Origin of the sequence: Mammaliicoccus sp. JADD-157 (assembly GCF_049310805.1) — a bacterium.
Classification (GTDB): Bacteria; Bacillota; Bacilli; order Staphylococcales; family Staphylococcaceae; genus Mammaliicoccus; species Mammaliicoccus lentus.
This window is the reverse complement of sequence record NZ_JBMOVZ010000002.1, coordinates 298,873-324,716: the sequence shown is the minus strand read 5'-3', so window position 1 is coordinate 324,716 and position 25,844 is coordinate 298,873. Positions and strand designations below refer to the sequence as shown.

19 protein-coding genes, 1 pseudogene and 1 other annotated feature are annotated in these 25,844 nt (G+C 31.8%); of the genes and pseudogenes, 15 read left to right on the top strand and 5 right to left on the bottom strand.

Annotated elements, in window-relative coordinates:
* Window positions 1-13 precede the first annotated feature (13 nt).
* The 8 genes and pseudogenes from ACO6VN_RS08080 to ccpA all read left to right on the top strand — a co-directional run bounded on the left by ACO6VN_RS08080 (window position 14) and on the right by ccpA (window position 10,266).
* Entirely contained in the window at window positions 14-889 is an 876-nt protein-coding gene (locus tag ACO6VN_RS08080) for a DUF1444 domain-containing protein (RefSeq protein WP_017000604.1), read from the top strand.
* Window positions 890-904: 15 nt separating this feature from the next.
* Window positions 905-1,510 (top strand): YtpR family tRNA-binding protein, encoded by a 606-nt coding sequence (gene ytpR, locus ACO6VN_RS08075; RefSeq protein WP_017000605.1) that lies wholly within the window; start codon window positions 905-907, stop codon window positions 1,508-1,510.
* Window positions 1,511-2,189: 679 nt separating this feature from the next.
* Window positions 2,190-4,904 (top strand): annotated as a pseudogene (locus tag ACO6VN_RS08070) (DNA translocase FtsK); the annotation flags it as partial.
* A gap of 22 nt (window positions 4,905-4,926) precedes the next feature.
* Window positions 4,927-6,237, top strand: coding sequence for a UDP-N-acetylmuramate--L-alanine ligase (murC, locus tag ACO6VN_RS08065; RefSeq protein ID WP_064205241.1), 1,311 nt, complete (start codon window positions 4,927-4,929; stop codon window positions 6,235-6,237).
* Window positions 6,238-6,319: 82 nt separating this feature from the next.
* On the top strand, window positions 6,320-6,871 hold the full coding sequence (locus ACO6VN_RS08060; protein WP_017000608.1) for a DUF948 domain-containing protein: 552 nt from the start codon (window positions 6,320-6,322) through the stop codon (window positions 6,869-6,871).
* Between the two features lie 91 nt (window positions 6,872-6,962).
* Window positions 6,963-7,592 carry a YtxH domain-containing protein gene (locus ACO6VN_RS08055; RefSeq protein ID WP_422404452.1) on the top strand — a complete coding sequence of 210 codons (630 nt, stop codon included), beginning with the start codon at window positions 6,963-6,965 and terminating at the stop codon, window positions 7,590-7,592.
* Window positions 7,593-7,896: 304 nt separating this feature from the next.
* Window positions 7,897-8,976 (top strand): bifunctional 3-deoxy-7-phosphoheptulonate synthase/chorismate mutase, encoded by a 1,080-nt coding sequence (locus tag ACO6VN_RS08050; protein ID WP_064204367.1) that lies wholly within the window; start codon window positions 7,897-7,899, stop codon window positions 8,974-8,976.
* A 300-nt stretch (window positions 8,977-9,276) separates the two neighbouring features.
* Complete coding sequence (gene ccpA, locus ACO6VN_RS08045; RefSeq protein WP_017000611.1) at window positions 9,277-10,266, top strand: catabolite control protein A; 990 nt, start codon at window positions 9,277-9,279, stop codon at window positions 10,264-10,266.
* A 37-nt stretch (window positions 10,267-10,303) separates the two neighbouring features.
* Here ccpA and ACO6VN_RS08040 read toward each other — a convergent pair whose 3' ends face one another.
* The 3 genes from ACO6VN_RS08040 to ACO6VN_RS08030 are packed head-to-tail and all read right to left on the bottom strand — an operon-like array spanning window position 10,304 to window position 12,733.
* On the bottom strand, window positions 10,304-11,449 hold the full coding sequence (locus ACO6VN_RS08040; RefSeq protein ID WP_194201365.1) for an acetoin utilization protein AcuC: 1,146 nt from the start codon (window positions 11,447-11,449) through the stop codon (window positions 10,304-10,306).
* The gene (locus ACO6VN_RS08035) at window positions 11,442-12,086 is read right to left on the bottom strand and encodes a CBS and ACT domain-containing protein (protein WP_017000613.1); all 645 of its coding nucleotides are present in this window, start codon (window positions 12,084-12,086) and stop codon (window positions 11,442-11,444) included. The genes ACO6VN_RS08040 and ACO6VN_RS08035 overlap by 8 nt, the downstream gene beginning before the upstream one ends.
* Before the next feature lie 11 nt (window positions 12,087-12,097).
* A complete protein-coding gene (locus ACO6VN_RS08030) occupies window positions 12,098-12,733 on the bottom strand; it encodes a GNAT family N-acetyltransferase (RefSeq protein ID WP_210618640.1) in 636 nt (211 codons plus the stop codon).
* A 148-nt stretch (window positions 12,734-12,881) separates the two neighbouring features.
* Here ACO6VN_RS08030 and acsA point away from each other — a divergent pair, with 148 nt between their 5' ends.
* Both acsA and ACO6VN_RS08020 read left to right on the top strand, forming a co-directional pair.
* Window positions 12,882-14,594 (top strand): acetate--CoA ligase, encoded by a 1,713-nt coding sequence (gene acsA, locus ACO6VN_RS08025; protein WP_422404451.1) that lies wholly within the window; start codon window positions 12,882-12,884, stop codon window positions 14,592-14,594.
* Window positions 14,595-14,813: 219 nt separating this feature from the next.
* Window positions 14,814-16,481 carry a formate--tetrahydrofolate ligase gene (locus ACO6VN_RS08020; RefSeq protein ID WP_017000616.1) on the top strand — a complete coding sequence of 556 codons (1,668 nt, stop codon included), beginning with the start codon at window positions 14,814-14,816 and terminating at the stop codon, window positions 16,479-16,481.
* Window positions 16,482-16,618: 137 nt separating this feature from the next.
* Here the strand turns inward: ACO6VN_RS08020 and ACO6VN_RS08015 are convergent, their stop codons facing one another.
* Window positions 16,619-19,072: a transglycosylase domain-containing protein gene (locus ACO6VN_RS08015; protein WP_017000617.1), complete on the bottom strand. Its 2,454-nt coding sequence runs from the start codon at window positions 19,070-19,072 to the stop codon at window positions 16,619-16,621.
* 100 nt (window positions 19,073-19,172) lie between these two features.
* Window positions 19,173-19,361: a binding site (T-box leader), on the top strand.
* Window positions 19,362-19,414: 53 nt separating this feature from the next.
* Between ACO6VN_RS08015 and tyrS the strand changes: the two genes are divergently transcribed.
* The 3 genes from tyrS (at window position 19,415) to ACO6VN_RS08000 (ending at window position 22,236) form a co-directional block, all read left to right on the top strand.
* Window positions 19,415-20,677, top strand: a complete 1,263-nt coding sequence (gene tyrS, locus ACO6VN_RS08010) for a tyrosine--tRNA ligase (protein WP_194201362.1) — start codon at window positions 19,415-19,417, stop codon at window positions 20,675-20,677.
* A gap of 144 nt (window positions 20,678-20,821) precedes the next feature.
* The gene (locus ACO6VN_RS08005; RefSeq protein ID WP_194201361.1) at window positions 20,822-21,400 is read left to right on the top strand and encodes a LemA family protein; all 579 of its coding nucleotides are present in this window, start codon (window positions 20,822-20,824) and stop codon (window positions 21,398-21,400) included.
* A complete protein-coding gene (locus ACO6VN_RS08000; protein WP_422404450.1) occupies window positions 21,400-22,236 on the top strand; it encodes a TPM domain-containing protein in 837 nt (278 codons plus the stop codon). Before ACO6VN_RS08005 ends, ACO6VN_RS08000 begins: the two co-directional genes overlap by 1 nt.
* A 157-nt stretch (window positions 22,237-22,393) precedes the next feature.
* Here the strand turns inward: ACO6VN_RS08000 and ACO6VN_RS07995 are convergent, their stop codons facing one another.
* Entirely contained in the window at window positions 22,394-23,641 is a 1,248-nt protein-coding gene (locus ACO6VN_RS07995) for a S1C family serine protease (protein WP_064204361.1), read from the bottom strand.
* A 171-nt stretch (window positions 23,642-23,812) separates the two neighbouring features.
* Here ACO6VN_RS07995 and ACO6VN_RS07990 point away from each other — a divergent pair, with 171 nt between their 5' ends.
* Complete coding sequence (locus ACO6VN_RS07990; protein WP_064204360.1) at window positions 23,813-24,442, top strand: lysophospholipid acyltransferase family protein; 630 nt, start codon at window positions 23,813-23,815, stop codon at window positions 24,440-24,442.
* Window positions 24,443-24,627: 185 nt separating this feature from the next.
* A complete protein-coding gene (locus ACO6VN_RS07985) occupies window positions 24,628-25,746 on the top strand; it encodes an HAD family hydrolase (protein WP_194201359.1) in 1,119 nt (372 codons plus the stop codon).
* Window positions 25,747-25,844: the final 98 nt, after the last annotated feature.

Below are 25,844 nucleotides of genomic sequence, written 5' to 3'. Positions count from 1 at the left end.
AGGAGTGTTATGTATGAATGTCTTTCAAATGAGAGATTTACTAAAAGAACGCTTGAAATCATTAGATGCTAATTTCAAGTTTGATAGAGAAGATGAAAGTTTAAGAATTGAACGTAAAGATAACCAAAAAGGTTTATCAGTAAAAATTTCACCAATTATTGCAAAGTATAAAAATAGTGGAGATAAAATTGTAGATGAAATTGTTTATTATGTAACTGAAACAATTCATGCAATGCAAGATGAATCTACTAAGGAAATCAGTAAAATAGAAATATTACCTGTAATTAGATCTACAAGTTTCCATAAAGAAACTAAAGAAGGTACTCCATTTATAATAGATGAACATACAGCCGAAACAAACATTTATTATGCGTTGGATTTAGGCAACACTTATAGATTAATCGATGAATCTATGTTAGAAGAACTAAATATGTCTCATAATCAAATAAAAGAACAAGCTTTATTTAACATTAAAAAAAGAAAAACATCATATAAATCTGATGAAGTACAAGGCAATACATTTTATTTTGTGAATACAAATGATGGATATGATGCTTCTAGAATTTTAAATCAGTCATTCCTTAAGGATGTTTATCAAAATATCGAAGGAGAAATGCTTCTTGCAACACCTCATCAAGATGTGTTGGTTATTTGTGACATCAAAAATGAAATAGGCTATGATGTGGTAGCGCAAATGAATATGCATTTCTTCCAAAATGGTTTAGTGCCTATAACTTCGCTGTCATTCTCTTACAAACCGGATGAACCATTAGAACCTATATTTATATTAGGTAAAAATCATTCACGTAAAAGAAATAAAGAAGTAATAGAAAGATTAGAAAAAAATAGAGAAATATTTAAAAATATGAAAAATAATGAAAAGAAATGATAAGGAGTTATAATTATGAATTTATTTTATAATAAAAATGGTATTGGGGATGTATTGTTAGTTTCATTAGAACCATCAACAGAAAATTTGGAATATGAAAATCAAAATGATATTACAATTATAAAAAGCGATGGCAACATTGTTGGTTTTAATATTTTTAATGCTTCTAAATATGTTCAAATTGAAGGAAATGGAAATATCAAAACTGAAGAAAAACATGTTAGTAGTATTCAAGATTTACTAGAAAAGAATAATATCAACTATAAATTAGAAGTTGATTTATCACCTAAATTTGTAGTAGGGTTTGTTAAAGAAAAATCTAAACATCCGGATGCAGATAAATTATCTGTATGTAAAATCGATGTTGGAAACGAAACATTACAAATTGTATGCGGAGCTCCAAATATAGAGCAAGATCAAAAAGTAGTCGTAGCTAAAGTAGGAGCAGTTATGCCAAGTGGTATGATTATTAAAGACGCAGAATTACGTGGCGTTCCTTCAAGTGGCATGGTTTGTTCTATGAAAGAGCTAGATTTAGAAGGTGCTCCGAAAGAAAAAGGTATAATGGTATTAGATGATAGTTATACTGTAGGAACACCATTTTTTGAAGATGAAAGGTAGTGAACCTATGAGTTGGTTTGATGATATATTCGGTCAGTCTAAAAATAAACAAAAAAATAAAGAAAAAGAAAATGAAAATATTTCTTTTGACCATGGTTCAGAAGATGAAGAAGTAAACGAAGAAATTTATAAAAGACCAAGAGGTAAATTTAGATTTCCAATAGATATGGATGTTGACACTGAAACTGAAACAGAGACTGAACAAAATTCTGATCAAGAGCATGATTCACAACAAGAATATAACTACTATGATGAGCGATTTTATAATGAAAATGAAGCGTCATATCCTACAAATAGAAGAAGGCGTCGCAGAAGAAGTCATGACGGAGAAGAAGCACCCTCTGAACCACAACCTAAAAAAGACAAGGGTGTTTATGAGAACAAACGTTTAACAAGACCTTCTAGCACTGAACAATATTCTTCAGTTTTCAAAAAGAAATCTGTTCATGATAAAGAAGACGATGCTTTCAATCGAAGATTATCTTCTTTAAATCAACCTAAGTTTCACGCTTCAGAAGTGCCTTCTGCTATATTTGGAATGAGAAAACAAAAAGATGTTCCAAACAGTGGTTTGAAAGAACCTTCTACACCTGATACTTCTAACATCAAAGAAGAAGATAACAAAGATAGTAACGAATATGAGAGCACTGATAATCAAAGTAGCAATAGTGAAGTGGTACGTGATACGCCCACTTATTCAAAGACGGACAATACTATAAATATTGAAAATATATACGCTTCTCAAATTGTTTCTGAAATTAGAAAAGAGCGAGAAAAGAAGCTTCAAAAGAAAAAACAATTTGAAAAAGCTTTAAGAGAAAAAAGAGAACAAGAACTACAAAATATTCAATCTGAAGAAGAAAAATCTCAAATTAAACAACAAGACGAATTTTTCAAAAAACAGGCATCTTTTATTAAAAATAATCAAATCGATGAAGAGCCGGAAGATAACACTGAAGAAACTACAACTGAAGACATTAAGTCATCAGATGATTATATTACACAACCTAACAGTGACGAAAATGAGTTGAAATTTGAAGAAGAAAGCTCTAAAGAGTCATTGCAACCAGATGTAAACGACATGACTACATATGAATTTAAAGAAATAAATTTGGATATTGATGAAGAACCAGAAGAACAAAAACAACAACAAGAAGAAAATCTTGATGTTGAAGAAATCGATGGAATAGAACCAGCTAAAGAAGAAAACTCAGAAGATTTAGACGTACAGTTTGAAGAATTAACAGAATTAGCTACAGAAGAATCAAATAATGAGTCTTTAGATAATCAATCTGAAAATACAGAACCAGTAGAAGAAACAGCGAAATCCTCAGATTTACAATTTGAAGAAGTTGAAGATACAGAAATAAAGCGTGTTCCTAATGAAAGTGAATATAATAGTATCGAAGAAGAAAACTTTGTAGAAGATGATATTGAATTTGAGGAAGTTCCAGAAAACTCTAATGAATATTTTGAAGAAGAAGTTATAGAAGGGGTAGAGTCTGCCTTTAATGGAAATGAAAATAACGATAATTTCAAAGAAGATAATTTTGTAGAAGATGATATTGAATTTGAAGAAGTCCCAGAAACCACTAATGAAGACTTTGAAGAAAAAGATGACGACGAAGAACTGTCATTTATAGATGATGAGTTTACGACATCAGAAAAAGAATTAAATGAAACTGAAGATACTCAATCTAAAGTTGAAATCTCTGAATCAAACGAAGAACTTGAAGATAAGCCACAGTTGAGAGATGAACCAAAAAATAAAAAGAAATCTTTAGAACCAGTACTTAAACCTAATAATAAAAAATCATCTCCATTTAATGTTGTTATGACGCCTTCAGATAAAAAGAAATATCATACATTTAAAAATCAGACTTCAACAAATGTAAAGCAAGAAACTAAAGTGAATAATGCTTCTGAAAATAATCAGACGAATATTGATTTCAACAACGAGAGCCTTGAAACAGTGACAAAACGTAAAGGACCATCATTTGTATTACCACCATTGACAATTTTAGACGATGTAGTTGAACAAGAGGATAATACAGAATGGTTAGAAGAGAAGAAAAAAGAATTAGACGAAGCGTTTTATCACTTTAATGTACCTGCTCATGTTGTCAATATGATACAAGGGCCAACTGTAACTCGCTTTGAACTATCTGTAGAAAAAGGCGTTAAAGTTTCAAGAATTACAGCACTTCAAGATGATATAAAAATGGCATTAGCAGCAAAAGATATAAGAATCGAAGCGCCAATTCCAGGAACGAGTTTAGTAGGTATTGAAGTGCCAAATCAAACACCTAGAAAAATACCATTAGGTCAAATGATTACATCTAAAGCTTTTCAACAAGCTGAAAGTAAATTAACAGTAGCTATGGGCTTTAAGATTAATAATGAACCTTTATTAATGGATATTTCAAAAACACCGCACGCATTAATAGCTGGAGCTACTGGTTCAGGAAAGTCAGTATGTATCAACGCAATTTTGACGAGTTTGTTATACAAAAATCATCCTGATGAATTGAAGTTGCTACTCATTGATCCAAAAATGGTAGAACTAGCGCCATATAACGATTTACCACATCTAGTTTCACCAGTTATTACAGATGTTAAAGCTGCTACAGCAAGTCTTAAATGGGCTGTAGAAGAAATGGAAAAAAGGTATAAAGAGTTTGCGGAATTGCATGTTCGAAATATTACGGCTTATAATAAGAAAGCCACTTATGAAAAACGCATGCCTAAAATTGTAATTGTAATAGACGAATTAGCAGATTTAATGATGATGTCTCCACAAGAAGTTGAACAATCAATAGCTAGGATTGCACAAAAAGCAAGAGCGTGTGGTATTCACATGATTTTAGCTACACAAAGACCATCTGTAAATGTTATTACAGGATTGATAAAAGCAAATGTTCCTACTAGAATATCATTCATGGTTTCATCTTCTATAGATTCTAGAACAATTCTTGATGTTGGTGGTGCTGAAAAACTACTTGGTAACGGTGATATGTTATATCTAGGAAATGGTATGAATAAACCGATTAGAGTACAAGGTGCATTTGTGTCAGATGATGAAATTGACGAGACAGTTTCCTATGTAAGCGATCAAATGGAACCTAACTATTTATTCAAACAAGAAACATTATTGAAAAAAGTGAATGAGCAACCAGCTGATGCACTATTTGATGATGTATGTGAATTTATGGTTAATGAAGGTCATATATCTACGTCATTGATACAAAGGCATTTTCAAATTGGTTATAATAGAGCTGCTAGAATGATTGATAACTTAGAAGCAAACGGCTTTATCTCAGGACCAAATGGCTCGAAACCGAGAGAGGTTTTAATTTCAAAAGATACATTAGAAAATGGAAAAACTAACATATAAGAAATAGAAGGAGTGACATGAAATGACATTATTTCATTTTGTCGGAATAAAAGGGGCTGGAATGAGTTCTTTAGCACAAATTATGCATGACATGGGCCATAATGTACAAGGTTCTGATATAGAAAATACAGTGTTTACTGAAATTGCATTGAAAAATAAAGGAATAAAAATATTACCTTTTGATGTAGAAAATATTCATGAAGGTATGACAGTTATAGCTGGAAATGCTTTTCCTGATACTCATCCCGAAATTGCTAAAGCATACGAGTTAGGTCTTGAAGTTAAAAGATATCACATATTCTTAGGTGAATTTATGTCTCAATATACTTCTGTAGCAGTAACAGGTGCTCACGGAAAAACTTCAACAACTGGTTTGCTTTCTCACGTTATGAATGGTGATCAAAAAACATCATTTTTAATTGGGGATGGAACGGGTATGGGCTTACCTGATAGTTCTTATTTTGCATTTGAAGCATGTGAATATAGAAGGCATTTCTTAAGTTACTACCCTGATTATGCAATTATGACAAATATTGATTTCGATCACCCCGACTACTTCAAGAATTTACAAGATGTGACGAATGCCTTTCAAGAAATGGCAAATAACGTAAAGAAAGCTATTATAGCTTGGGGCCACGACGCAGAATTAAGAAAAATAAAAGCAGATATTCCGATTTATTTTTATGGATTTGAAAATGAAAATGATGTTTATGCTGAAAACGTTCAAACTTCTTCAAAAGGCACTACTTTTGATGTTTACTTTAAAAATGGTAAGCAATATATAGGTTCATTTACGACACCTATGTATGGAGACCACCATGTATTAAATGCACTTGCAGTTATTGCAGTATGTTATTTAGAAAACTTAGATATTAATAATATAAAAGAAGCATTATTAACATTTGGCGGTGTAAAAAGAAGATTTAGTGAAAGTTTTTATGATAATCAAGTTTTAATAGATGATTATGCACATCATCCAAGGGAAATTAATGCTACAATTGAGTCAGCGAGAAAAAAATATCCTGAAAAAGAAGTGATTGCAGTATTTCAACCACACACTTTTTCAAGAACTGAAACATTTCTAAATGAATTTGCAGAAAGCTTAAATCAAGCGGATCAAGTTTATTTATGTGATATATTTGGTTCTATAAGAGAGCAACAAGGTGAATTAACAATAAATGATCTACAAGCGTTAATTGAAAATTCAAAATTAATTAGTGAAGAAACAGTTTCACAACTTAAAAACCATTCAAATGGTGTTATACTATTTATGGGCGCTGGAGACATACAAAAAGTTCAAAGAGCCTATGTGAGTACTCTTACTGAATCATAATATTATGTTTATGCATAATGATTAAGGGTATTAAATATTAGTAAATCATATTAAGTTTTATAATTATTAGGAGGCGTTCAGTATGGATTGGTTATTACCATTAGCAGGTATTATTGCTGCTATTGCATTTTTAGTTATTTGTGTAGTATTAGCAATGTTCTTAGTGCAATTATTAAAAACAGTTAAAGGAATCAATGAAACTTTAGATGGCATTCAAGGCCAAATACAAGGAATTACACGTGAATCAACTGACTTACTTCACAAAGCAAACCGCTTAACTGAAGATATTCAAGATAAATCATTACGTTTAAATTCTGTTGTAGATGCAGTTAAAGGTGTTGGAGATTCAGTACAAACACTTAACTCTTCAGTAGATAGAGTTACAAATTCAATTACGCATAATATCTCTCAAAATGAAGATAAAATTTCTCAAGTAGTACAATGGTCAAATGTTGCAATGGAAGTTGCAGACAAATGGCAAATGAGAAAGAATCGTAGAAGTTATGCTTCATTTAAAAATGGTACAACGACTTCTAAAGATTATGAAGCGGAAGTTCCTAAAGATTATAATGAACAAACGACGTCTGGTGATAAATTAGACGAAGATAAAATTAATGCAGGATTGAAAAAATAAAGTTAATGAGGCTGAGACATAATTAAATGCCTCAGCCTCAAACATTTTATTGTCTATTAACATTAATTAATTTAAACAGGAGGTTTTATTGATGGAAAATCAATATAATAGAGATTTATATACACATGGTTTAGAAACATATGAAGCAAAACATGAAAATAATACAAGTGGTAGAGATTTTGTATTTGGTGTGATTTTAGGAACCGTAGTAGGTGGGATTGCCGGTTTATTATTAGCTCCTAAATCAGGTAGAGCTCTTCAAGATGATCTAAGCGAACAGTCAAATAAAATTATTGAAGATGTTAAAACTAAAACAGACGATTTAAAAGCTCAAGCTCAAACAAAAGCTGAAGAACTTCGTACACAAGCAGAAGAAAAGAAAGAAGAAGCAACTGAAAAAGCAAAAGAAGTAAAAGCTAAAGCTCAAGACAAAAAAGAAGAAGTAAAAGCTAAAACTGAAGAAAAGAAAGAAGAAGCAGCTGATAAAGCAGAACAAGCTAAAGCTAAAGCTGAAGAGAAAAAAACAGAAACAAAGAAAAAAGCTGACGAAGTAAAATCTAAACAAGCTGAAAAGAAAGCAAACAAAAATGTTGTAACAGCTGACGATGTCGATGACGAAGAATTAAAAGCACAAAAAGGTGCGATTAAGTCTGAAGTTAATGATGAAGAGCTAAAAGGGCCTAAAACAGTAGTAGAAAAAAAGACTTTTGATAAAAAGTAAGCATTAAAGATAGAAGCCAGGCTGAGACATATTAATGTCTCAGCCTGATTTATTATATTGGCAGTAGCTGACTAAGGTGGGATTACGACCTCTTTTAAAAAATGAGATTTCTGTCCCACTTTCTTTTTAATATTTATACAAATGAGGTATTATATATAACATAAACATAAATTATAATTATTTTCAGAAAAATAACAATTAAGGTTGAATAGCTCGATTTTAATTGTTATACTACTATCTAATCACTTATATATTTTATCGCTTTAAAGTATGTGAGTTAAATTGTTTACATGAGGTGAAGAGGATGACAAATGAATTAGAGAATTTAAGACAGAGAGTAGAAGAAATTAATGACGAAATTTTAGGATTGTTATCAGAACGTGGTGACCTAGCTAAAAAGATCGGTGAAGAAAAAAGTAAACAAGGTACTCAAGTTTATGATCCACAGCGTGAAAAAGAAATGTTAAATAAATTAATTGACGCTAATAAAGGACCATTTAACGATAATACTATTAAGCAATTATTTAAAGAAATATTTAAAGCTTCAACTGATTTACAAAAATCTGAAAATGAAAAACATTTATATGTTTCTCGTAAATTAAAACCAGAAGATACTATCGTACAGTTTGATAATGGTGCAATAGTAGGTAATAATAAAAAGCAATTTGTATTTGGTCCATGTTCTGTAGAGTCACAAGAACAAGTAGATACAGTAGCACAAGATTTAGCTAATAGAGGTGAGAAATTCATAAGAGGTGGCGCATTTAAACCACGTACATCTCCATATGATTTCCAAGGGCTTGGAGAAGAAGGTCTACAAATTTTAAAAAATACTAAAGATAAATACGGTTTAAATGTTGTAAGTGAAATCGTAAACCCTGCTCACTTTGAATTGGCAGACGACTACTTAGATGTATTCCAAATAGGTGCTCGTAACATGCAAAACTTTGAGTTATTAAAAGAAGCAGGCAAAACGAATAAACCTGTATTATTAAAACGCGGATTATCTGCAACTATTGAAGAATTTATTTACGCTGCAGAATACATACATTCACAAGGTAATAGCAATATCATCCTATGTGAACGTGGTATTAGAACGTATGAAAAAGCAACTAGAAATACTTTAGATATTTCAGCTGTTCCAATCTTAAAACAAGGTACACACTTACCAGTTATGGTTGACGTTACACATAGTACTGGCCGTAAAGATATCATGTTACCATGTGCTAAAGCAGCATTAGCAGTAGGAGCTGATGGTGTTATGGCAGAAGTACATCCAGATCCATCAGTAGCATTAAGTGATGCTGGACAACAAATGGATTTAAATGAGTTTGATGCATTTTACAAAGAAATTGTAAAAGCTGCAAAACTTTATGAGAAATAAGCTCAATTAAAAAATATTTATTAATATTATCCCTTTAAGTAAACATAATATGTGTTCACTTTAGAGGGATTTTATTATGGAAAAACATAAGCTTTATGTGGTATAGTTTAATTTATCGCCGTTTTCTGAAAAACAATTTTCATTTTACACTTTCTTTTAAAAACTTAAGTTTCTTTTATCGACAAGAGTTTATGAATATCTTATAATGAGTAATTGTGAGTTCGCTTTCATATGCTTTGAAAACAATATGAAAACGTGATAGAATGTACTAGAAAACGTTTTCAAAAATGGGAGGATATTATGACTGTAACAATATATGATGTAGCAAGAGAAGCAAAAGTTTCAATGGCTACTGTATCTCGTGTTGTAAATGGTAACCAAAATGTTAAACCGTCAACTAGAGATAAAGTAAACGAAGTTATTAAGAGATTAAACTATAGACCAAATGCTGTTGCACGTGGTTTAGCAAGTAAAAAAACTACAACAGTTGGCGTAATTATACCAGATATTTCGAATGTTTATTATTCTGAATTAGCAAGAGGGTTAGAAGATATAGCAACAATGTATAAATATCATACAATTATTTCTAACTCTGATAACGATAGTGATAAAGAACAAGAAATATTTAACAACTTATTGAGTAAACAAGTTGATGGTATTATCTTCCTTGGTGGAACATTAACTGACGAAACTGTTGAGTTAATTGAGAAATCATCTGTACCAGTTGTAGTATCTGGAACAAATGATAAAGAATCAAAATTAGCATCTGTAAACATTAATTACACACAAGCTAGTAAAGAAATAGCAAATACACTTATTGAGAACGGTGCTAAGAAGTTTGCATTCGTCGGTGGTGGATACTCAGAGAAAGCCCAAGACGATGCTATCCAAGGTCTTGAGTCTGCATTAGAAGAGGCTGGTCTAGATATTAATGACAATGCTAAATATGTTGGTAATGAAACATATAAAGATGGCAGTAAAGCATATGAGACAGTATCTCAAGCTAATCCTGATGCAATTCTTTGTATAAGTGATGAACAAGCAATTGGTATTGTTCATGCTGCTCAAGATGCAGGTGTTAAAATACCTGAAGAATTGCAAGTTGTCAGCTTTAATAACACAAGACTTGTTCATATGGTTAGACCACAATTATCAAGTGTTACTCAACCGCTTTATGACATTGGAGCTGTTGGAATGAGGTTGTTAACTAAATATATGAATGACGAACAAATTGACGAGCCTAATGTTATATTGCCGTATAGAATAGAATATAGAGGCACAACTAAATAATAAAAGAGGGAATTCGATAAACGAATCTCCCTCTTTTTTATTTATACCACTCTAAAATTCTTAATTTCGTGTTATTATTTTTTTCAGTTATTTCGGTTTTTCTTGGTATTTCCATATAATCATCTTTTTCATCTATCCATGTTTTTGGTAAAGGAAACGGAGCGCTGCTTTGATATTTATCAAGCCAAGTCTGTGGTATATTTCCTTTTGGGGTATCAAGATCATTTAAAGCAAACCAAACATGAGACCAAGCTCTAGGTACAACTCTCCAAATATTATATCCGCCTCCACCGATCATAATGACTTTACCATCACAATACTCGTCTGCTAGATTTTTTACGATATATGGTATTTGATATAACGTATTCAAAGTACAACTTAAATGCGTGAGTGGATCTAAATAATGAATATCGACACCATTTACACTTAGTATAATATCTGGCTTGTAAGCTTTACATACAGCTTCTACAGTTTCTTTAAATACGTCTATATATGATTCATCCTCCGTATATGCGTCTAATGGTATGTTTACAGTTCTACCAAATCCTTTACCATCTCCACGCTCAGTAATGGCACCTGTTCCGGGGAATAAATATCGACCTGTTTCATGAATAGAAAAATTCATTACATCTTCATTAGTATAAAATGACCATTGAACGCCATCTCCATGATGTGCATCTGTATCAATATACAAAACCCTTTGTTTATATTTGGATTGTAAATATTGTATTGCAACAGCACTGTCATTATAAATACAAAATCCACTTGCTTTCCCTTTGAATCCATGATGTAATCCACCACCTAAATGGCATGCTCTCTTTGCTTCACCAGACATAACTGCATCAACTGCATTCAAAGTTCCACCTACAACTCTTGCACTATTTTCATGCATGTTTACAAATTGAGGGGTGTCTTCACTATTTAATCCATATTTATCATATTCTTCTATTGGTAAATCTCCATTGCCTGCTTTTTTAATAGCTTCTATGTAGCTCGGTTCATGAACGAGTTCTAATTCTTCGTCAGTTGCTATTCTTGGTTGTATCAAATGTTCAGATTTAAGCACACCTAGGTCAATAAGCAAATCAGTCGTTAACTTTAAACGCATTTGATTGAAAGGGTGACTATCTGAAAAACGATATTTCAATAAATCCTCTGAATACACATATTTAACATTAGTCATTTCTTATACCAAATGGATATATGACATGGTAATTTTTTTCTTCCAATAATTTATATATTTTTTCAGGATTCATTGATTTTACTCGTAACATAAGATATCTTTTCTTAACATTTTCTTGATCAGCATAAGCAAGGACGTTTAATATATCAATATTTTGTTCTTTAAATATAGCAGTAATATCGTGTAATGCACCAATTTTATCGTCAATATGTACTTCAATTATAGAACCAGGAATTGTAACACCAGTTAGTTCTAAAAATGTATTTAACATATCTTTTTGTGTGACGATACCAATAACTTTATTATCACGGAGAACTGGTATAGCTCCAATTGCCATTTCGTAAAAATCTAAAGCTATATCTTCTACAAAATCTAAAGGATGACATCTAATAACATTTCTTCTCATAATTTTAGAAACAGATAAACTTAAACTATTATTTGGGTCTTCATCAGATAAAATGCTTGGTAAAGCCATTTTTATATCTTTATCTGAAATAATTCCTAACAATTCGTCTTTTTCATTTACAATTGGTAAATGCCTAATTTCTTTTTGTGTCATAAGTTCTAAAGCATTTTCAATAGATTGGTTACCTTGAATTGTTGTACAAGGTGAAGTCATAATTTTTTCAACTAACATAATATACCTCCTTAAAAGAAAAAACGATTCATAAATCTTAGTCTGTCGAATGCTTCCATTTGCTCTTGGCTAATATTTGCTCCTATTCTTGCCATTAAACTATTGGCAGGATGGCTGATTATTTCTGGGTCATCAGTCGCAAATACTTCTAAACCACCTTCTGCCATCATTTTATGCATGATTTTTTGATATTCATAAACATCTAAACCACTGTTTTTTAAATCCCAATGCCAATAGTATTCTGTAGTGATAACGATATAATCTTCCATTTCTGGTGAGTTCATAGCTAATTTAAGCATTTTCTTTCCAAGTCCATATTTTCTGTATTCTAAAGAAAGTTCAATAGCACCTAACTCAAGGATATAGGGTAGGTTACCATCTGACCAACGCTCAAGTGGATCAGGATAAACGTAAGTTGTATAACCGATAATATGTTGATCTATTCTACATACAATAATTCTTCCTTCAGGTAATTCAGAAATTTCTATTAGCGCTTCAAATTGTTCCTTAGGTACGCGAAAACTATCTAGCCCTTCATCAAAAGTCATTTCTTTTAATTTTTCGGGTTCTACAGGACCTTCAATTGTTATATTAGAATCAGATGTAAAGGGTATAGTTTCTGATATGAAGGTCTTTTTATAGTCCATAGTATACCTCCTTCCTATTAATATGGTAATGTGTAAATATAAAGTTTATTTTGAATAATCAAATTTTTTTGAAAAGTATCATCTACTTATATTATAATAGACTCAGGCTTTATTGGAAACGATTACATTTATAAAAGGGGAGATTTAGATGAAAGTCGAAGTATACGAAGCATTAAACGAAGATTATAATCTATCAAATTATGAGAATGCAGTTAATAATCATAACTGGAAAGATATTGAGAAAAATTTCAGTTGGAGTGAAACTGGTAAAATAAACATGGCATATGAATGTATAGATCGTCATGTGGACAATGGTAAAGGGGACAAATTTGCACTCCACTATAAAGATCAAAATAGACAAGATAGTTATACGTTTAAAGACTTACAAATTGCTAGTAATAAAGCCGCTAATCTTTTAAAAGATAAAGCAAATGTTGAAAAAGGCGACCGTGTATTTATATTTATGCCAAGAACACCAGAATTATATTTTGCTTTGTTAGGAACATTAAAAATTGGTGGTATTGTTGGACCATTGTTTGAAGCGTTTATGGAAAAAGCGGTAAAAGATCGTTTAGAAAATAGTGAAGCTAAAGTAATCATCACAACTAATGATCTAGTAGATCGTATACCTAAAGATGAATTACCGAATTTAGAACATATTGTAATTGTTGATGAAAATGTTTCTGAAGAGTATGTTGACTTCAATAAAGAACTCGAAAAAGCTGATAGTGAATTTGAAATAGAATGGTTAGATAGAGAAGACGGATTAATTTTACATTACACTTCAGGTTCAACAGGACAGCCTAAAGGTGTATTACACGTACAAGAAGCAATGTTAGTTCATTATATATCTGGTAAATATGTTTTAGATTTTAAAGAAGATGACGTATACTGGTGTACTGCTGATCCAGGTTGGGTTACAGGAACATCATACGGTATCTTTAGTCCATGGCTAAATGGTGTAACAAATTGTGTGGCAGGTGGAAGATTTTCTCCTGAAGGATGGTATGAATTCATCCAAACATTCAACGTTACAATTTGGTATACAGCACCAACTGCACTAAGAATGTTAATGGGCGCTGGTGATGACATTGTTAAAAAGTATGACCTTTCATCATTAAGACATGTTCTTTCAGTGGGTGAACCACTAAACCCAGAAGTGATTAAATGGGCTTATAATGTATTCAATCACCGCGTACATGATACTTGGTGGATGACTGAAACAGGTGGACACATGATTGTTAACTATCCTTCAATGGATATTAGAGCTGGTTCAATGGGTAAACCGTTACCAGGTATTGAAGCAGCAATTGTTGATGATCAAGGTAATGAACTACCACCAAATAGAATGGGTAATTTAGCTCTGAAAAAAGGTTGGCCTTCAATGATGAGAACAATTTGGAATAACCAGCCTAAATATGATTCATATTTCATTAACGACGAATGGTACGTTTCTGGAGATTCAGCTTATAAAGATGAAGATGGTTATTACTGGTTCCAAGGGCGTGTTGATGATGTCATCATGACTGCAGGTGAACGAGTAGGACCGTTTGAAGTTGAATCTAAACTTGTTGAACACCCAGCAGTTGCTGAAGCGGGTGTAATAGGTAAACCAGATCCGGTTCGTGGAGAAATCATTAAAGCATTCATTGGTTTAAGAGATGGATATGAAGAATCTGATGAATTAAAAGAAGAAATAAGAAAGTTTGTTAAAGAAGGTTTAGCTGGGCATGCAGCACCTCGTGAGATAGAATTTAAGGATAAATTACCTAAGACACGTTCAGGTAAAATTATGAGACGTGTATTAAAAGCTTGGGAACTAGACTTACCAGCAGGAGATTTATCTACTTTAGAAGAATAAGTTAATATTAATCATGTTAAAAAGCCAAGAATAACCCTTTAAATATAAGGGAGTTTCTTGGCTTTCTTTATGTCAAAAATTTGATTTTTAACAACGGTATTTCATATGAATTTCACAATAATATTAATCGACTTTTTATGCATATTTGTATATGCTAAAGATATAAGTTGAAAAGATATACATATGAATTTGTTATTTAATTTTAAGGAGTGAATGAGCTTGAGTCATTTATCAGATTTAGAAATTGCAAATCAAAGTACGTTAAAACGCATTAATGAAATAGCTGAAAAAGTAGGCATAACAAACGAGGCACTTGAACCTTATGGACATTTTCGCGGGAAAGTTGATATTACAAAATTAAAAGACAAAACAGAAAAAGGGAAAGTTGTATTAGTTACAGCGTTAAGTCCCACACCAGCAGGAGAAGGGAAATCTACTGTAACAGTAGGTCTAGCTGATGCTTTAAATCAATTGAATGAAAAAGTTATGGTAGCTCTACGTGAACCCTCACTGGGACCTGTTTTTGGCATGAAAGGTGGAGCAACTGGGGGAGGTTACGCTCAAGTACTCCCAATGGAAGAAATTAATTTGCATTTTAATGGTGACTTACATGCTATTACAACTGCTAATAATGCATTATCTGCCTTTATAGACAATCATATATATCATGGTAATGAACTCAATATAGATTCAAGACGAATTGAATGGAAACGTGTATTAGATATGAACGATAGAGAACTACGACAAGTAGTTGTTGGACTAGGTGGACCAGGTAGAGGTGTTCCAAGAGAAGATGGATTTGATATAACGGTAGCGTCTGAAATAATGGCGATATTCTGTCTTTCAAACGGAATAGAAGATTTGAAAGAAAACCTTGCCAATATAACTGTTGGTTATACAGTCGATAAAAAACCTGTAACAGTAAGAGACTTAAAAGTAGAAGGAGCTTTAACGCTCATTTTAAAAGATGCTATCAAACCTAATATTGTTCAAACTATTGAAGGTACACCAGCACTAGTACATGGTGGGCCATTTGCTAATATTGCTCACGGTTGTAATTCAATTATTGCAACAAACACTGCGCGTAAACTAGCGGATGTTGTTGTAACAGAGAGTGGGTTTGGTTCCGATTTAGGGGCAGAAAAATTTTTAGACATAAAAGCGCGTAAAGCAGGATTTGATCCAAGTGCTATTGTAATTGTTGCTACTATTAGAGCTTTAAAAATGCACGGCGGCGTTTCAAAAAATGAACTAAAAACTGAGAATGTAGAAGCAGTCAAAAAAGGTATTGTAAACTTAAATAAACATATTGAAAATATTAAACAATTTGGTGTAGAACCAGTTGTAGCAATCAATGCTTTTATTCATGATACGGATGAAGAAGTAAAATTTGTTGAAGATTGGTGTAAAGAGCAAGGTGTGAAAGTTGCTTTAACTGAAGTTTGGGAAAAAGGTGGTAAAGGTGGTATAGATTTAGCAAAAGAAGTTTTAAAAGTACTAGAAGAACCTCAACAATTTAAACCACTATATGGTTTAGAAATGTCTATAGAAGATAAGCTTGAAACTATCGTTCAAAAAGTTTACGGTGGTCGTACAGTCAAATTTACAGATAAAGCTTATAAACAATTGAAAACAATAAAAGAAAATGGTTGGGATAAGTATCCAGTATGCGTCGCTAAAACACAATATTCATTTACCGATGATCCTAAAAAATTAGGTGCGCCTACGGATTTTGATATAACAATACGAGAATTATTGCCGAAAACAGGGGCGGGCTTTATAGTAGCATTGACAGGAGATATTATGACGATGCCTGGATTACCGAAACAACCAGCTGCTTTGAATATGGATGTTAATGAAGATGGCACAGCGAAAGGTTTATTCTAAAAAAAATATTATATATCAAATAAAAAAACATCAATCCGAAAGTTATAAAACTAAAGGATTGATGTTTTAAGTTTCAGGCTGGGATATAAATAATTGTCTCAACCTATTTTTATTATATTCGTTTTATGATTGCTGGGTTAGTCGCCACTTGGTGGTTTAGTACTTGTACCACTGGATGGTTTACCGCTATCTGAATCTGCTTTTTTATTTTCGCTTGAGTTGTATGACCAAGCTTCTTTAGAGTTTTTAGATACTTTCTCTTTAGGTTTGATTTTAGATGATGTATTTCCATCTACAGCAATACCAAGTCGTTTCAATACTGATTCTGAATAAATGTCTTTTTCAGAAGTATCTACTTTATCAGAGATTAATGTAGAAGCTTTTGATTCGCCTTTACTACAACTACCAGTAGAATTTGTGTATTGACAAATTGTCTTCTCACTAACTGTACTTGGTTTTTCAAAATCGCTGTCATATCCTAATTTCTCTCTATCTGTATTTGATAGGGCGTTAACCATATCTCTCCACATAAAGATTTGATAATGACTATCTTCGTCAAATGTAATTGGTTGATCGTAGCCCATCCAAATACCTAATGTTACTTTCGGTGTATATCCTACTAATAAGCTGTCTTTACCAGATTCTGATGTACCTGTTTTAGCTGCCCATGTTCCATCATAAGAATCTTTAATTTGATAACCTGACCCATCGTCTAGTACACCTTTTAGTATATCAGTTGTTAAATAAGTAGTAGATTCACTGAATATACGTTTAGGGTCTTTCTTATGTTGGTAAACAACTTCACCGTCACGTGTTTTAATGGATTCAATCATATAACTATCGTTATATTCACCTTTATTAGCTAAAGTACTAAATCCATCAACATCTTGTCCTAAAGTGAAGTCAGCTGTACCTAATGTTAGAGCTAATCCATCTTGTACGTTTTCTGGTACGTTCATACCCATTTTATTAAGGTTTTCCCATGGTTTATAATCCTGTACGTTACTGTATAATCTTAATGTACTTAAGTTAAGTGAATTTCTTAATGCATAATCTACAGTTACGGGTCCAAACTCTCTTCTATCATAGTTATCAGGTGAATAACCATTAATATCAAACTTTTTATCTAGTAAAGCAGTGTTTGGTGTGATTAAACCATGTTCAAATGCTGGTGCATAGGTTAAGAGTGGTTTCATTGTAGAACCAGGTGATCTTTTTGCTTTTGTTGCGTGATTGATTTGTGATTTTTCATAATCACGACCACCTACAAATGCTAAGATTTTACCGCTACCATTTTCTTTTAGTAGTGCACCAACTTCGTGTTGGAAATCTTTTGTTGCTTTTTTACCTTCCGCATTAGTGTAGCTTGCTTCTCTATCCCAAGAATAGCTATTTGAATTATTTTTTACATCTTGAAGAGTGTCATACATATCTTTTTCGATTGTTGTATCGACCCTGTATCCTTCAGTACGCATTGCTTTATTAGCTTTCTCAGTATATTTAGTCATTAACACTGGCGTTTGGTCTAATTCTTTCTTAGAAATGTTATCTTTTTTAGCTAAATGATATTTTAAAATGTCGATTGTACGATCTTCCACTTCTTCAGTTAAGAATGGATATTTTTGATTTGGTTCTTCAACTTTATCGACAAATGATTTTTTAATATCAAATTTTAAAGCTTCATCGTATTCTTTTTTACTGATTTTTTCTTCTTGGTACATTCTTTTAAGTACATAGTGCTGACGATTAATACCAAATTCTAATGATTTATCATCTTTTAAATCACCGTTTGGTAAAAATGGTGTGTAAGTGTATGGGTTTTGAGGTAATCCTGCTAAATAAGCTGATTGTGCAACATTTAAATTTTTAGCAGATTTTCCAAATACACCTTGTGCAGCTGATTCAATACCTGCAATATTAGACCCATTAGAGTTACGTCCAAATGATACTACATTTAAATAACTGTCTATAATTTCATCTTTTGATAAGTTTTTTTCGACATTCATAGATAGCAGCATTTCTTTTGCTTTACGTTCGAATGATGTTTCATTTGTTAATAACTGATTTTTTACTAATTGTTGCGTTAAAGTACTACCACCAGAAGAATTTGAACTACCTAGTACTTCTTGTACTGAGGCACGTAAAAATGCTTTTGGTACAATACCATTATGTTGGTAAAACTCTTCGTCTTCTGTTGCTATAAGTGCGTTTTTTACATTATCACTTATTTCATTTCCCTTAATAACATCCCTTTGGACATCACTTTTTAATCGGCCAAGAGATTCTCCAGAACCAAAATATACAGACGTGCTTTCGGTCATAGAATAAAGCTGTTCTTTCATTTCTTTCTTAGACATCACTTTTTCATCTTTGACGAGGCCTGCAAAGTATCCGCCACCAATACCTAAACCTAATGCTAGTAATAAACAACTAATAAAAAGAATAATAAAAAACAAATTGCTTATGACTTGGTAAGTTGTAAAGAATATTAGTTTTGGAGTCCATTTTGCTTCTTTAAAAGTATTTTTATATTTCTTACTTGAACGATTAAATTGATCTTTGAATTTATTTTTAGACTGATTTGAACTCAAATTTTAACCTCCAATCTAATCATCATAATTATAACATATATAAATAATATTGACTTTTAAAATTGTTAGCTTTATACTTTGTAATTAATTGCAGATTGTGATGAACTAAAGGAGAAGTAGTGATTATTATCTTTTTAAGAGAGTCAGTGGTGCTGGGAACTGATAAAGAGGTAATTGTGAATACACCTTGTAAAAAATAGTTCTACGTTTTTAATGTACGTAACATTAATGAGAGATGACATAATAATGTCATAAGTATGGTGGTACCGTGTATTCAAGCACCCTTACATTTTATTGTAAGGGTGCTTTTTTATTTTTTTTATTTTGGAGGAGGAAAATATTATGGCAAATGCATTATTAGAAGATTTAAAATGGAGAGGCCTTGTTTATCAGCAAACTGATGAAGAGGGAATTGAAGAATTATTAAATAAAGAGTCAGTAAAAATATACTGTGGTGCAGATCCAACTGCAGATAGTTTACATATAGGGCATTTATTACCTTATTTAACTTTAAGAAGATTCCAAAATCATGGTCATACACCTATTGTTTTAGTAGGCGGAGGTACAGGTATGATTGGTGATCCTTCTGGAAGAACTGAGGAAAGAAAATTACAGACTGATGAACAAGTCGAAGAAAACGTTCGTGGCATTATGAATCAAATGCATAAGATTTTTGAATTTGAAGGCGAAGATGCTGCAATTTTAGTAAATAATAAAGATTGGTTGAAAGAAATAGATTTAATTTCTTTCTTAAGAGATTATGCGAAACATGTTGGTGTGAATTATATGTTAGGTAAAGATTCAGTAAAAGCACGTTTAGAAACGGGCATATCATACACTGAATTTACTTATATGATTTTACAAGCTATTGATTTCGGTTATTTAAATAAAAATTACGACTGTAAAATGCAAATCGGTGGTTCAGATCAATGGGGTAACATTACAACGGGTCTTGACTTAATGAGAAGAATGTATGGTGAAACTGAAGCGTTTGGATTCACAATTCCATTAGTTACAAAAGCAGATGGCAAAAAATTCGGTAAATCAGAATCAGGTACAGTTTGGTTAGATAGAAGTAAAACTTCTGCATACGAGTTATACCAATTCTGGATTAATTCACAAGACGCTGATGTTGTTAAATACTTGAAATACTTTACTTTCCTAGACAGAGAAGAAATTGAAAGATTAGAAAAAACGGTAGAAGAAGCGCCTCATTTAAGAGAAGCACAGAAAGTACTTGCTGAAGAAATGGTTGGGTTTATCCATGGTACAGATGCTGTAGAAGAAGCAAAAAGAATTACAAATGCTTTATTCAAAGGAGATATTAAATCTTTAACAAAAGATGAAATCGAAGCAGGTTTCAAAGATGTGCCAACAGCTGTAGTTAGTAAAGAAACAACTAAATTAGTAGAGTTTATTATAGAAGCGGGTGTATCTCCATCTAAGAGACAGGCAAGAGAAGACATTAATAATGGCGCAATATATTTAAATGGTGAAAGAATCCAAGATGTTAATCATGAAATAACTTCTGAAGACAAAATTGAAGATGAATTTACAATTGTAAGAAGAGGTAAGAAGAAATATACAATGGTTAAATATTCATAAAAATTTAGAAAAGGAGAGGAACAATGAAATCTTGTTATAACTACTAGATTTCTTTACCACTCCTTTTCTATTGTAGAATTATAGTTTTATCTACCATATAATGTATAATGAATAGTGTAAAATTCAGTGAAAGGAAGTTTAATAATGAAAAAATACTTAGCACCTATAATTACTGTTGTAGCAGTATTCGTTATTCTTGGTTTAATTATGATTGGACCATATAACAGGTTGGTAGGATTAGAAGAAGAAGCGGACAAATCTCTATCTAATATCGACAACCAATTACAACGACGTGTAGATTTAATACCTAACTTAGTTGATACAGTAAAAGGTTATACGAAACATGAGGAGAAAGTGTTTAAAGATGTTTCAGATGCAAGAAGTAAATTAGCCGGTGCAAATACGCCACAAGAAAAAGCAGAAGCAAATGATGAAGTAAATAGTGCATTAAGCCGATTAATAGCGATAAGTGAAAATTATCCAGATTTAAAAGCAGATAAACAATTCACAGGTTTAAGAGATGAACTTGCTGGAACAGAAAACAGAATTGCTGTTGCAAGAAAAGATTATAACGATTCTATTAATGAATATAATCAAGCAACACGTAAATTCCCATCAAGTATCATAGCTGGTTTATTCAATTTTGATAAGAAAGAATATTTCCAAGCAAAAGGTGAAGCAAAAGATGCACCTAAAGTTGACTTTGGTGGAGATGATTCTTAATGAATCAATTTTTAAAACGCGTAAATTTATTAATAATCGCAATTTTACTCACGTTTAGCTCGACAGCTTTTGCAGCGGATAAATTTCCTAAACTTGAAAAGCCAGTATTTGTTCAAGATCATGCTAATTTAGTATTAGATAAAGATAAGAACAACATAAATAAAAAAGGTCAAAAACTACAAGATGGTACCGACGCAGATATTATGTTAATGACAATGAAATCAATTGGTCAAACACCTAGGCAAGACTATGCGCTCGAGGCAGGACGTCATTATAAAGTAGGAGACCAGAAACATAACCGTGGTATAGTTATTCTACTTAATTTAGATAATGGTAATGAAAATAATAATAGAGGTATAGATATAGCTGTTGGAGATGGACTTGAAGGCGTATTAAATGATTCAAAAGTAGGGCAATTAATAGATGATAATTTTATGCCTTATCAAGAAAAAGCAGCAAAAACTTCCGATAAAAATAAATCTAAAGCATATTATAGTAAAGGTTTAACTAAATTGTATGATGCAGTTTGGGACGAAATTGCTAAAAGCTATGGATATGACGGGAAAGATTTTACTGAGGATGAACCACAAAGTAGTGGTTTAGGTAAAATTCCCTTTATAGTATTTATTATTTTTATCATTATATTTTTCATTATTTATTTCTTAAATGGTGGAGGTAAACCACCACGAGGTGGTACAAGAAGAAGAACGAGAAGAGGTTCGGCTGGACCGTTTATGTTTGGTGGGCCACCTGGTAGTTCCGGTGGCGGATTTTCTGGCGGCGGTTTCGGCGGAGGCGGCGGCTTCTCCGGCGGTGGTGCTGGCAGAGGATTCTAATAACACATACACTGCCATTATAAAGAACCAGGCTGAGACATTAAAATGTGTAATAGTCATGTTTTTATAAAAATAAGCATATCACTTATGAACTAAAATATTAGTTAAGTGATATGCTTATTTATTTTGAATTAATATTTATGTCCCTAGTTAGTTTTTAATTCTGTTCTTTTAATGTGACTTTTGCTGATTTTTCTTTACCATCTCTAACGACTTTTAGAGTGATTTTGTCACCTGGTTTTTTGTCATTATAAATATAATTTCGAATATCCGAATCATCTTTAACTTTCTTACCATCTATTTCAGTGATGACATCGCCCTTTTTAATTCCATTATTTGCTTTCTCGTCAACTTCTGAAATGTATACGCCACTATCAACAGTAAGTTTTAATTCTTTTTTATATTGGTCAGGGATATCGTCGATTGAAATCATACTAATACCAATGTATGGTCTAGTTACTTTTCCATCGTCCATAATATCTTTAATGATATGTTTAACTTCATTACTTGGTATGGCAAAACCTATACCTTCAACATCTTGTCGTGATATTTTCATAGAGTTAATACCGATTAAATTACCATTTAAATCGACAAGAGCACCACCAGAATTACCTGGGTTGATTGCAGCATCAGTTTGAATAACAGTTGCTTCTGTAACACCTTCAGATGTTTGAACATTCATAGTACGTTCTTCAGAAGATATAATACCTTGGGTAACACTATTTGCAAATTCTACACCAAGAGGATTACCTAATGCAAATACAGTTTCACCAGCTTTAACTTTTGAAGAATCTGCGAATTTAACAGGATTAATATCATATTTACCATCAATTTTAAGTACTGCTAAATCTGTCATAACATCTTTACCAACTAATTTAGCTTTTACAGCTTTATCGTTATGAAGTCTAACTTCAATTTCATTAGCACCTTCAATAACGTGATTATTAGTCACAATATAAGCGCTATTTTTATCGACTTGATAAATCACGCCTGTTCCGGCACCAGTTTCTTGTGATTCATCTGAACCTTCAGAATTATTACCTCCAAAAAATGATTCTAAGCCACTCACTTTTTGTTTGTTTATAACTCCGACAATAGAAGGGGAGACATCTTCGACCATTTTAGAAACCGAATTGTTTTTCGCTTCCTTATCTTTAGTGTTTCCACCTTTTTCACTTGCTGGCGCGTTTGTAACATTGGCATCATCATTGGTTGAATTAAATACATCCAATAATTTAGAACCGCCAAAAAATAGTGCAAGTATTAAAGCTGCACCAAGAATACCTGATAAAAATGGAATAAGACAACTTTGGTACCACGGAATATTATTTTTCTTTTTGTAGTAATATTCATTTGAAGTACCATTTAGTTGATTTGAATTTTGATTTTGATCATTTTGATCCATGTTTACTTAACGCCTCCTTAATGCTATCCATAAAATAATTATTATAGAAATCAAGAAAAATTGCCAATAATATGATGTATTTTAATTGTTACAATATTTTGTATGAAAACTTGAGACTAAAGTTGTAGAGTGATAAAATATGAATATCATTAAGAAGAGAGTGGTCAACATATGTATAAATTTGCAAGTAGTGTATTGTATTCAGTGTTTCAAAAATTCGGAAAACAACTCGTGATTATTAATAAAGAAAAAGTACCAGAACAACCATATATTGTGACATGTACACACAGTGGTTATGTTGAAGTAATTATGTTAGCACTAAGTTTATATCCTACAGAAATTCATTATATGGCTAAAAAAGAATTGTTCTCTAAAGACTGGTCAGATAAGTTTTTCCATTCGTTAAATGCTTTTCCAGTAGATAGAGAAAAACCAGGACCAAGCACTTTAAAAACACCTGTAAAACTACTAAACCAAGGAAAAAGCGTAGGAATATTTCCATCTGGACATAGAGCAGAAGCGGGTGAAGCGCCACTAAAAAGAGGTGCTGCAACAATAGCTGTCTTAAGTAATAAACCTATTATACCTGCAGCGTTTGAAGGGCCTAAAAAAGTGAAGTCTATTTTTACATTTAGACATAAATCTTTTATCAAATATGGCGATCCTATAAATCCAAGTGAATTTCCTAGTGATATGAAAAAAAGTGAAAAAATTGCAAAAGTAATGGAATTATTAGAAGAAAGAACAAATACACTTCAAAAAGAAGTAACTTATATTGCTAATAAAGCTAATAAAAAATAACAATTTATCTTAAGAGAGCGAGGCAGAAATCTTATTTTTTAATAAGATTTCTGCCTCGCTCTCTTAAATATTTATAGAATTTTAATATAAAACGTTTTCATTTAAAAGGACCACAATATCTACTGTTTTAAATATATAGATATGATAAAATTATAATCAGAATGTTCTAAAAATGGAGGCATATTATGAAACAAATATTGTTCGATGTAGATGGTGTGTTTTTAAGTGAAGAAAGGTGTTTTGACGTTTCGGCTTTAACTGTATATGAAATGTTATATAGTGACCAATTTTTAAATTTACAAAGCACTATAGATTTAACTCATTTAAGTGAAAATGATATTAGAAAAATTAGAAAAGATGTATTTCTAGATGACAAAATTTTAAATCAACTTAAATCATTAGGTTTAAATTCCAATTGGGATATGCTTTTTATAGTGATTAGTACACATTTAATTGATTTATTAAAAAAAGCAAATACAAGTAAATTTGACTTGAGTAATCAAAACTTTTCTATAGAAACATTAAAAGGGTGGTCTAAAGAATTAAGTAACTATAATATCGAGCTTGAAACGCCACTTGAATTTTTATCTCAAGCAACTTCTGGTAAAGAAAATATTTACTCTGACTTAATTGAATTTGCAAAATCTCAATTAAATATTGAAGATGCTTCTATTTTTGAATTGAAAAGCCGTTTCTGGGATATCGCTCAAGAACTTTATCAAGAATGGTATTTAGGTTTCGAACTATATGAAGAAGTTGAAAAGAAATCAGCTAAAACTGATTTTAAGAAAGGCTACATAAAAGAAGAAGTTGTGTTAGCAGACATTACTAAAGTAAATGAATTATTAACTGATTTAAAAAATAATGGTTTTCAAATTGGTATAGCAACTGGGAGACCAAGAACAGAAACACTAGTGCCTTTTGAAACGATTGGTTGGTTAACACAATTTGATGAATATCATATTGGTACTGCTTCGGAAGTGCTAAATGCTGAAACTACATACCCAGAGCACAAACCTTTAGGTAAACCAAACCCATTTAGCTATTTAATAGCACACGGTGGTAATAGTGATGAAAATTATTTAACTTATATTAATAATCAAGAAGAAGCATTTAAAGATAAAGAAATATATATAGTAGGCGATTCGTTAGCAGATCTTCTAAGCGCTAAGAAAACAGGCGCAACTTTCATAGGCACTTTAACAGGACTGAAAGGGCAAGCAGCTAGAGCAGAATTAGAAGAAAATGACGCAGATTATATAGTAGATAATGTATTGGATATTAGAAATATACTAATTAAATAGAGTTGATAAAGATAATAAAGAGAGTCTGGGACATAAATAATTGTCCCAGACTCTCTTTTTGTATTGGCAGTAGATGACTGGTATGAAAATGCGCTTAT

Excerpts from the sequence above, each read along its gene's own strand:
- ytpR (WP_017000605.1), top strand. The coding sequence starts at position 905 with ATGAATTTATTTTATAATAAAAATGGTATTGGGGATGTATTGTTAGTT.
- ACO6VN_RS08055 (WP_422404452.1), top strand. The coding sequence starts at position 6,963 with ATGGAAAATCAATATAATAGAGATTTATATACACATGGTTTAGAAACA.
- ACO6VN_RS07990 (WP_064204360.1), top strand. The coding sequence starts at position 23,813 with ATGTATAAATTTGCAAGTAGTGTATTGTATTCAGTGTTTCAAAAATTC.
- ACO6VN_RS08030 (WP_210618640.1), bottom strand. The coding sequence starts at position 12,733 with ATGGACTATAAAAAGACCTTCATATCAGAAACTATACCCTTTACATCT.
- ACO6VN_RS08060 (WP_017000608.1), top strand. The coding sequence starts at position 6,320 with ATGGATTGGTTATTACCATTAGCAGGTATTATTGCTGCTATTGCATTT.
- ACO6VN_RS08035 (WP_017000613.1), bottom strand. The coding sequence starts at position 12,086 with ATGTTAGTTGAAAAAATTATGACTTCACCTTGTACAACAATTCAAGGT.
- murC (WP_064205241.1), top strand. The coding sequence starts at position 4,927 with ATGACATTATTTCATTTTGTCGGAATAAAAGGGGCTGGAATGAGTTCT.
- ccpA (WP_017000611.1), top strand. The coding sequence starts at position 9,277 with ATGACTGTAACAATATATGATGTAGCAAGAGAAGCAAAAGTTTCAATG.
- ACO6VN_RS08040 (WP_194201365.1), bottom strand. The coding sequence starts at position 11,449 with ATGACTAATGTTAAATATGTGTATTCAGAGGATTTATTGAAATATCGT.
- ACO6VN_RS08000 (WP_422404450.1), top strand. The coding sequence starts at position 21,400 with ATGAATCAATTTTTAAAACGCGTAAATTTATTAATAATCGCAATTTTA.
- acsA (WP_422404451.1), top strand. The coding sequence starts at position 12,882 with ATGAAAGTCGAAGTATACGAAGCATTAAACGAAGATTATAATCTATCA.
- ACO6VN_RS08080 (WP_017000604.1), top strand. The coding sequence starts at position 14 with ATGAATGTCTTTCAAATGAGAGATTTACTAAAAGAACGCTTGAAATCA.
- ACO6VN_RS07985 (WP_194201359.1), top strand. The coding sequence starts at position 24,628 with ATGAAACAAATATTGTTCGATGTAGATGGTGTGTTTTTAAGTGAAGAA.
- ACO6VN_RS07995 (WP_064204361.1), bottom strand. The coding sequence starts at position 23,641 with ATGGATCAAAATGATCAAAATCAAAATTCAAATCAACTAAATGGTACT.
- ACO6VN_RS08050 (WP_064204367.1), top strand. The coding sequence starts at position 7,897 with ATGACAAATGAATTAGAGAATTTAAGACAGAGAGTAGAAGAAATTAAT.
- tyrS (WP_194201362.1), top strand. The coding sequence starts at position 19,415 with ATGGCAAATGCATTATTAGAAGATTTAAAATGGAGAGGCCTTGTTTAT.
- ACO6VN_RS08005 (WP_194201361.1), top strand. The coding sequence starts at position 20,822 with ATGAAAAAATACTTAGCACCTATAATTACTGTTGTAGCAGTATTCGTT.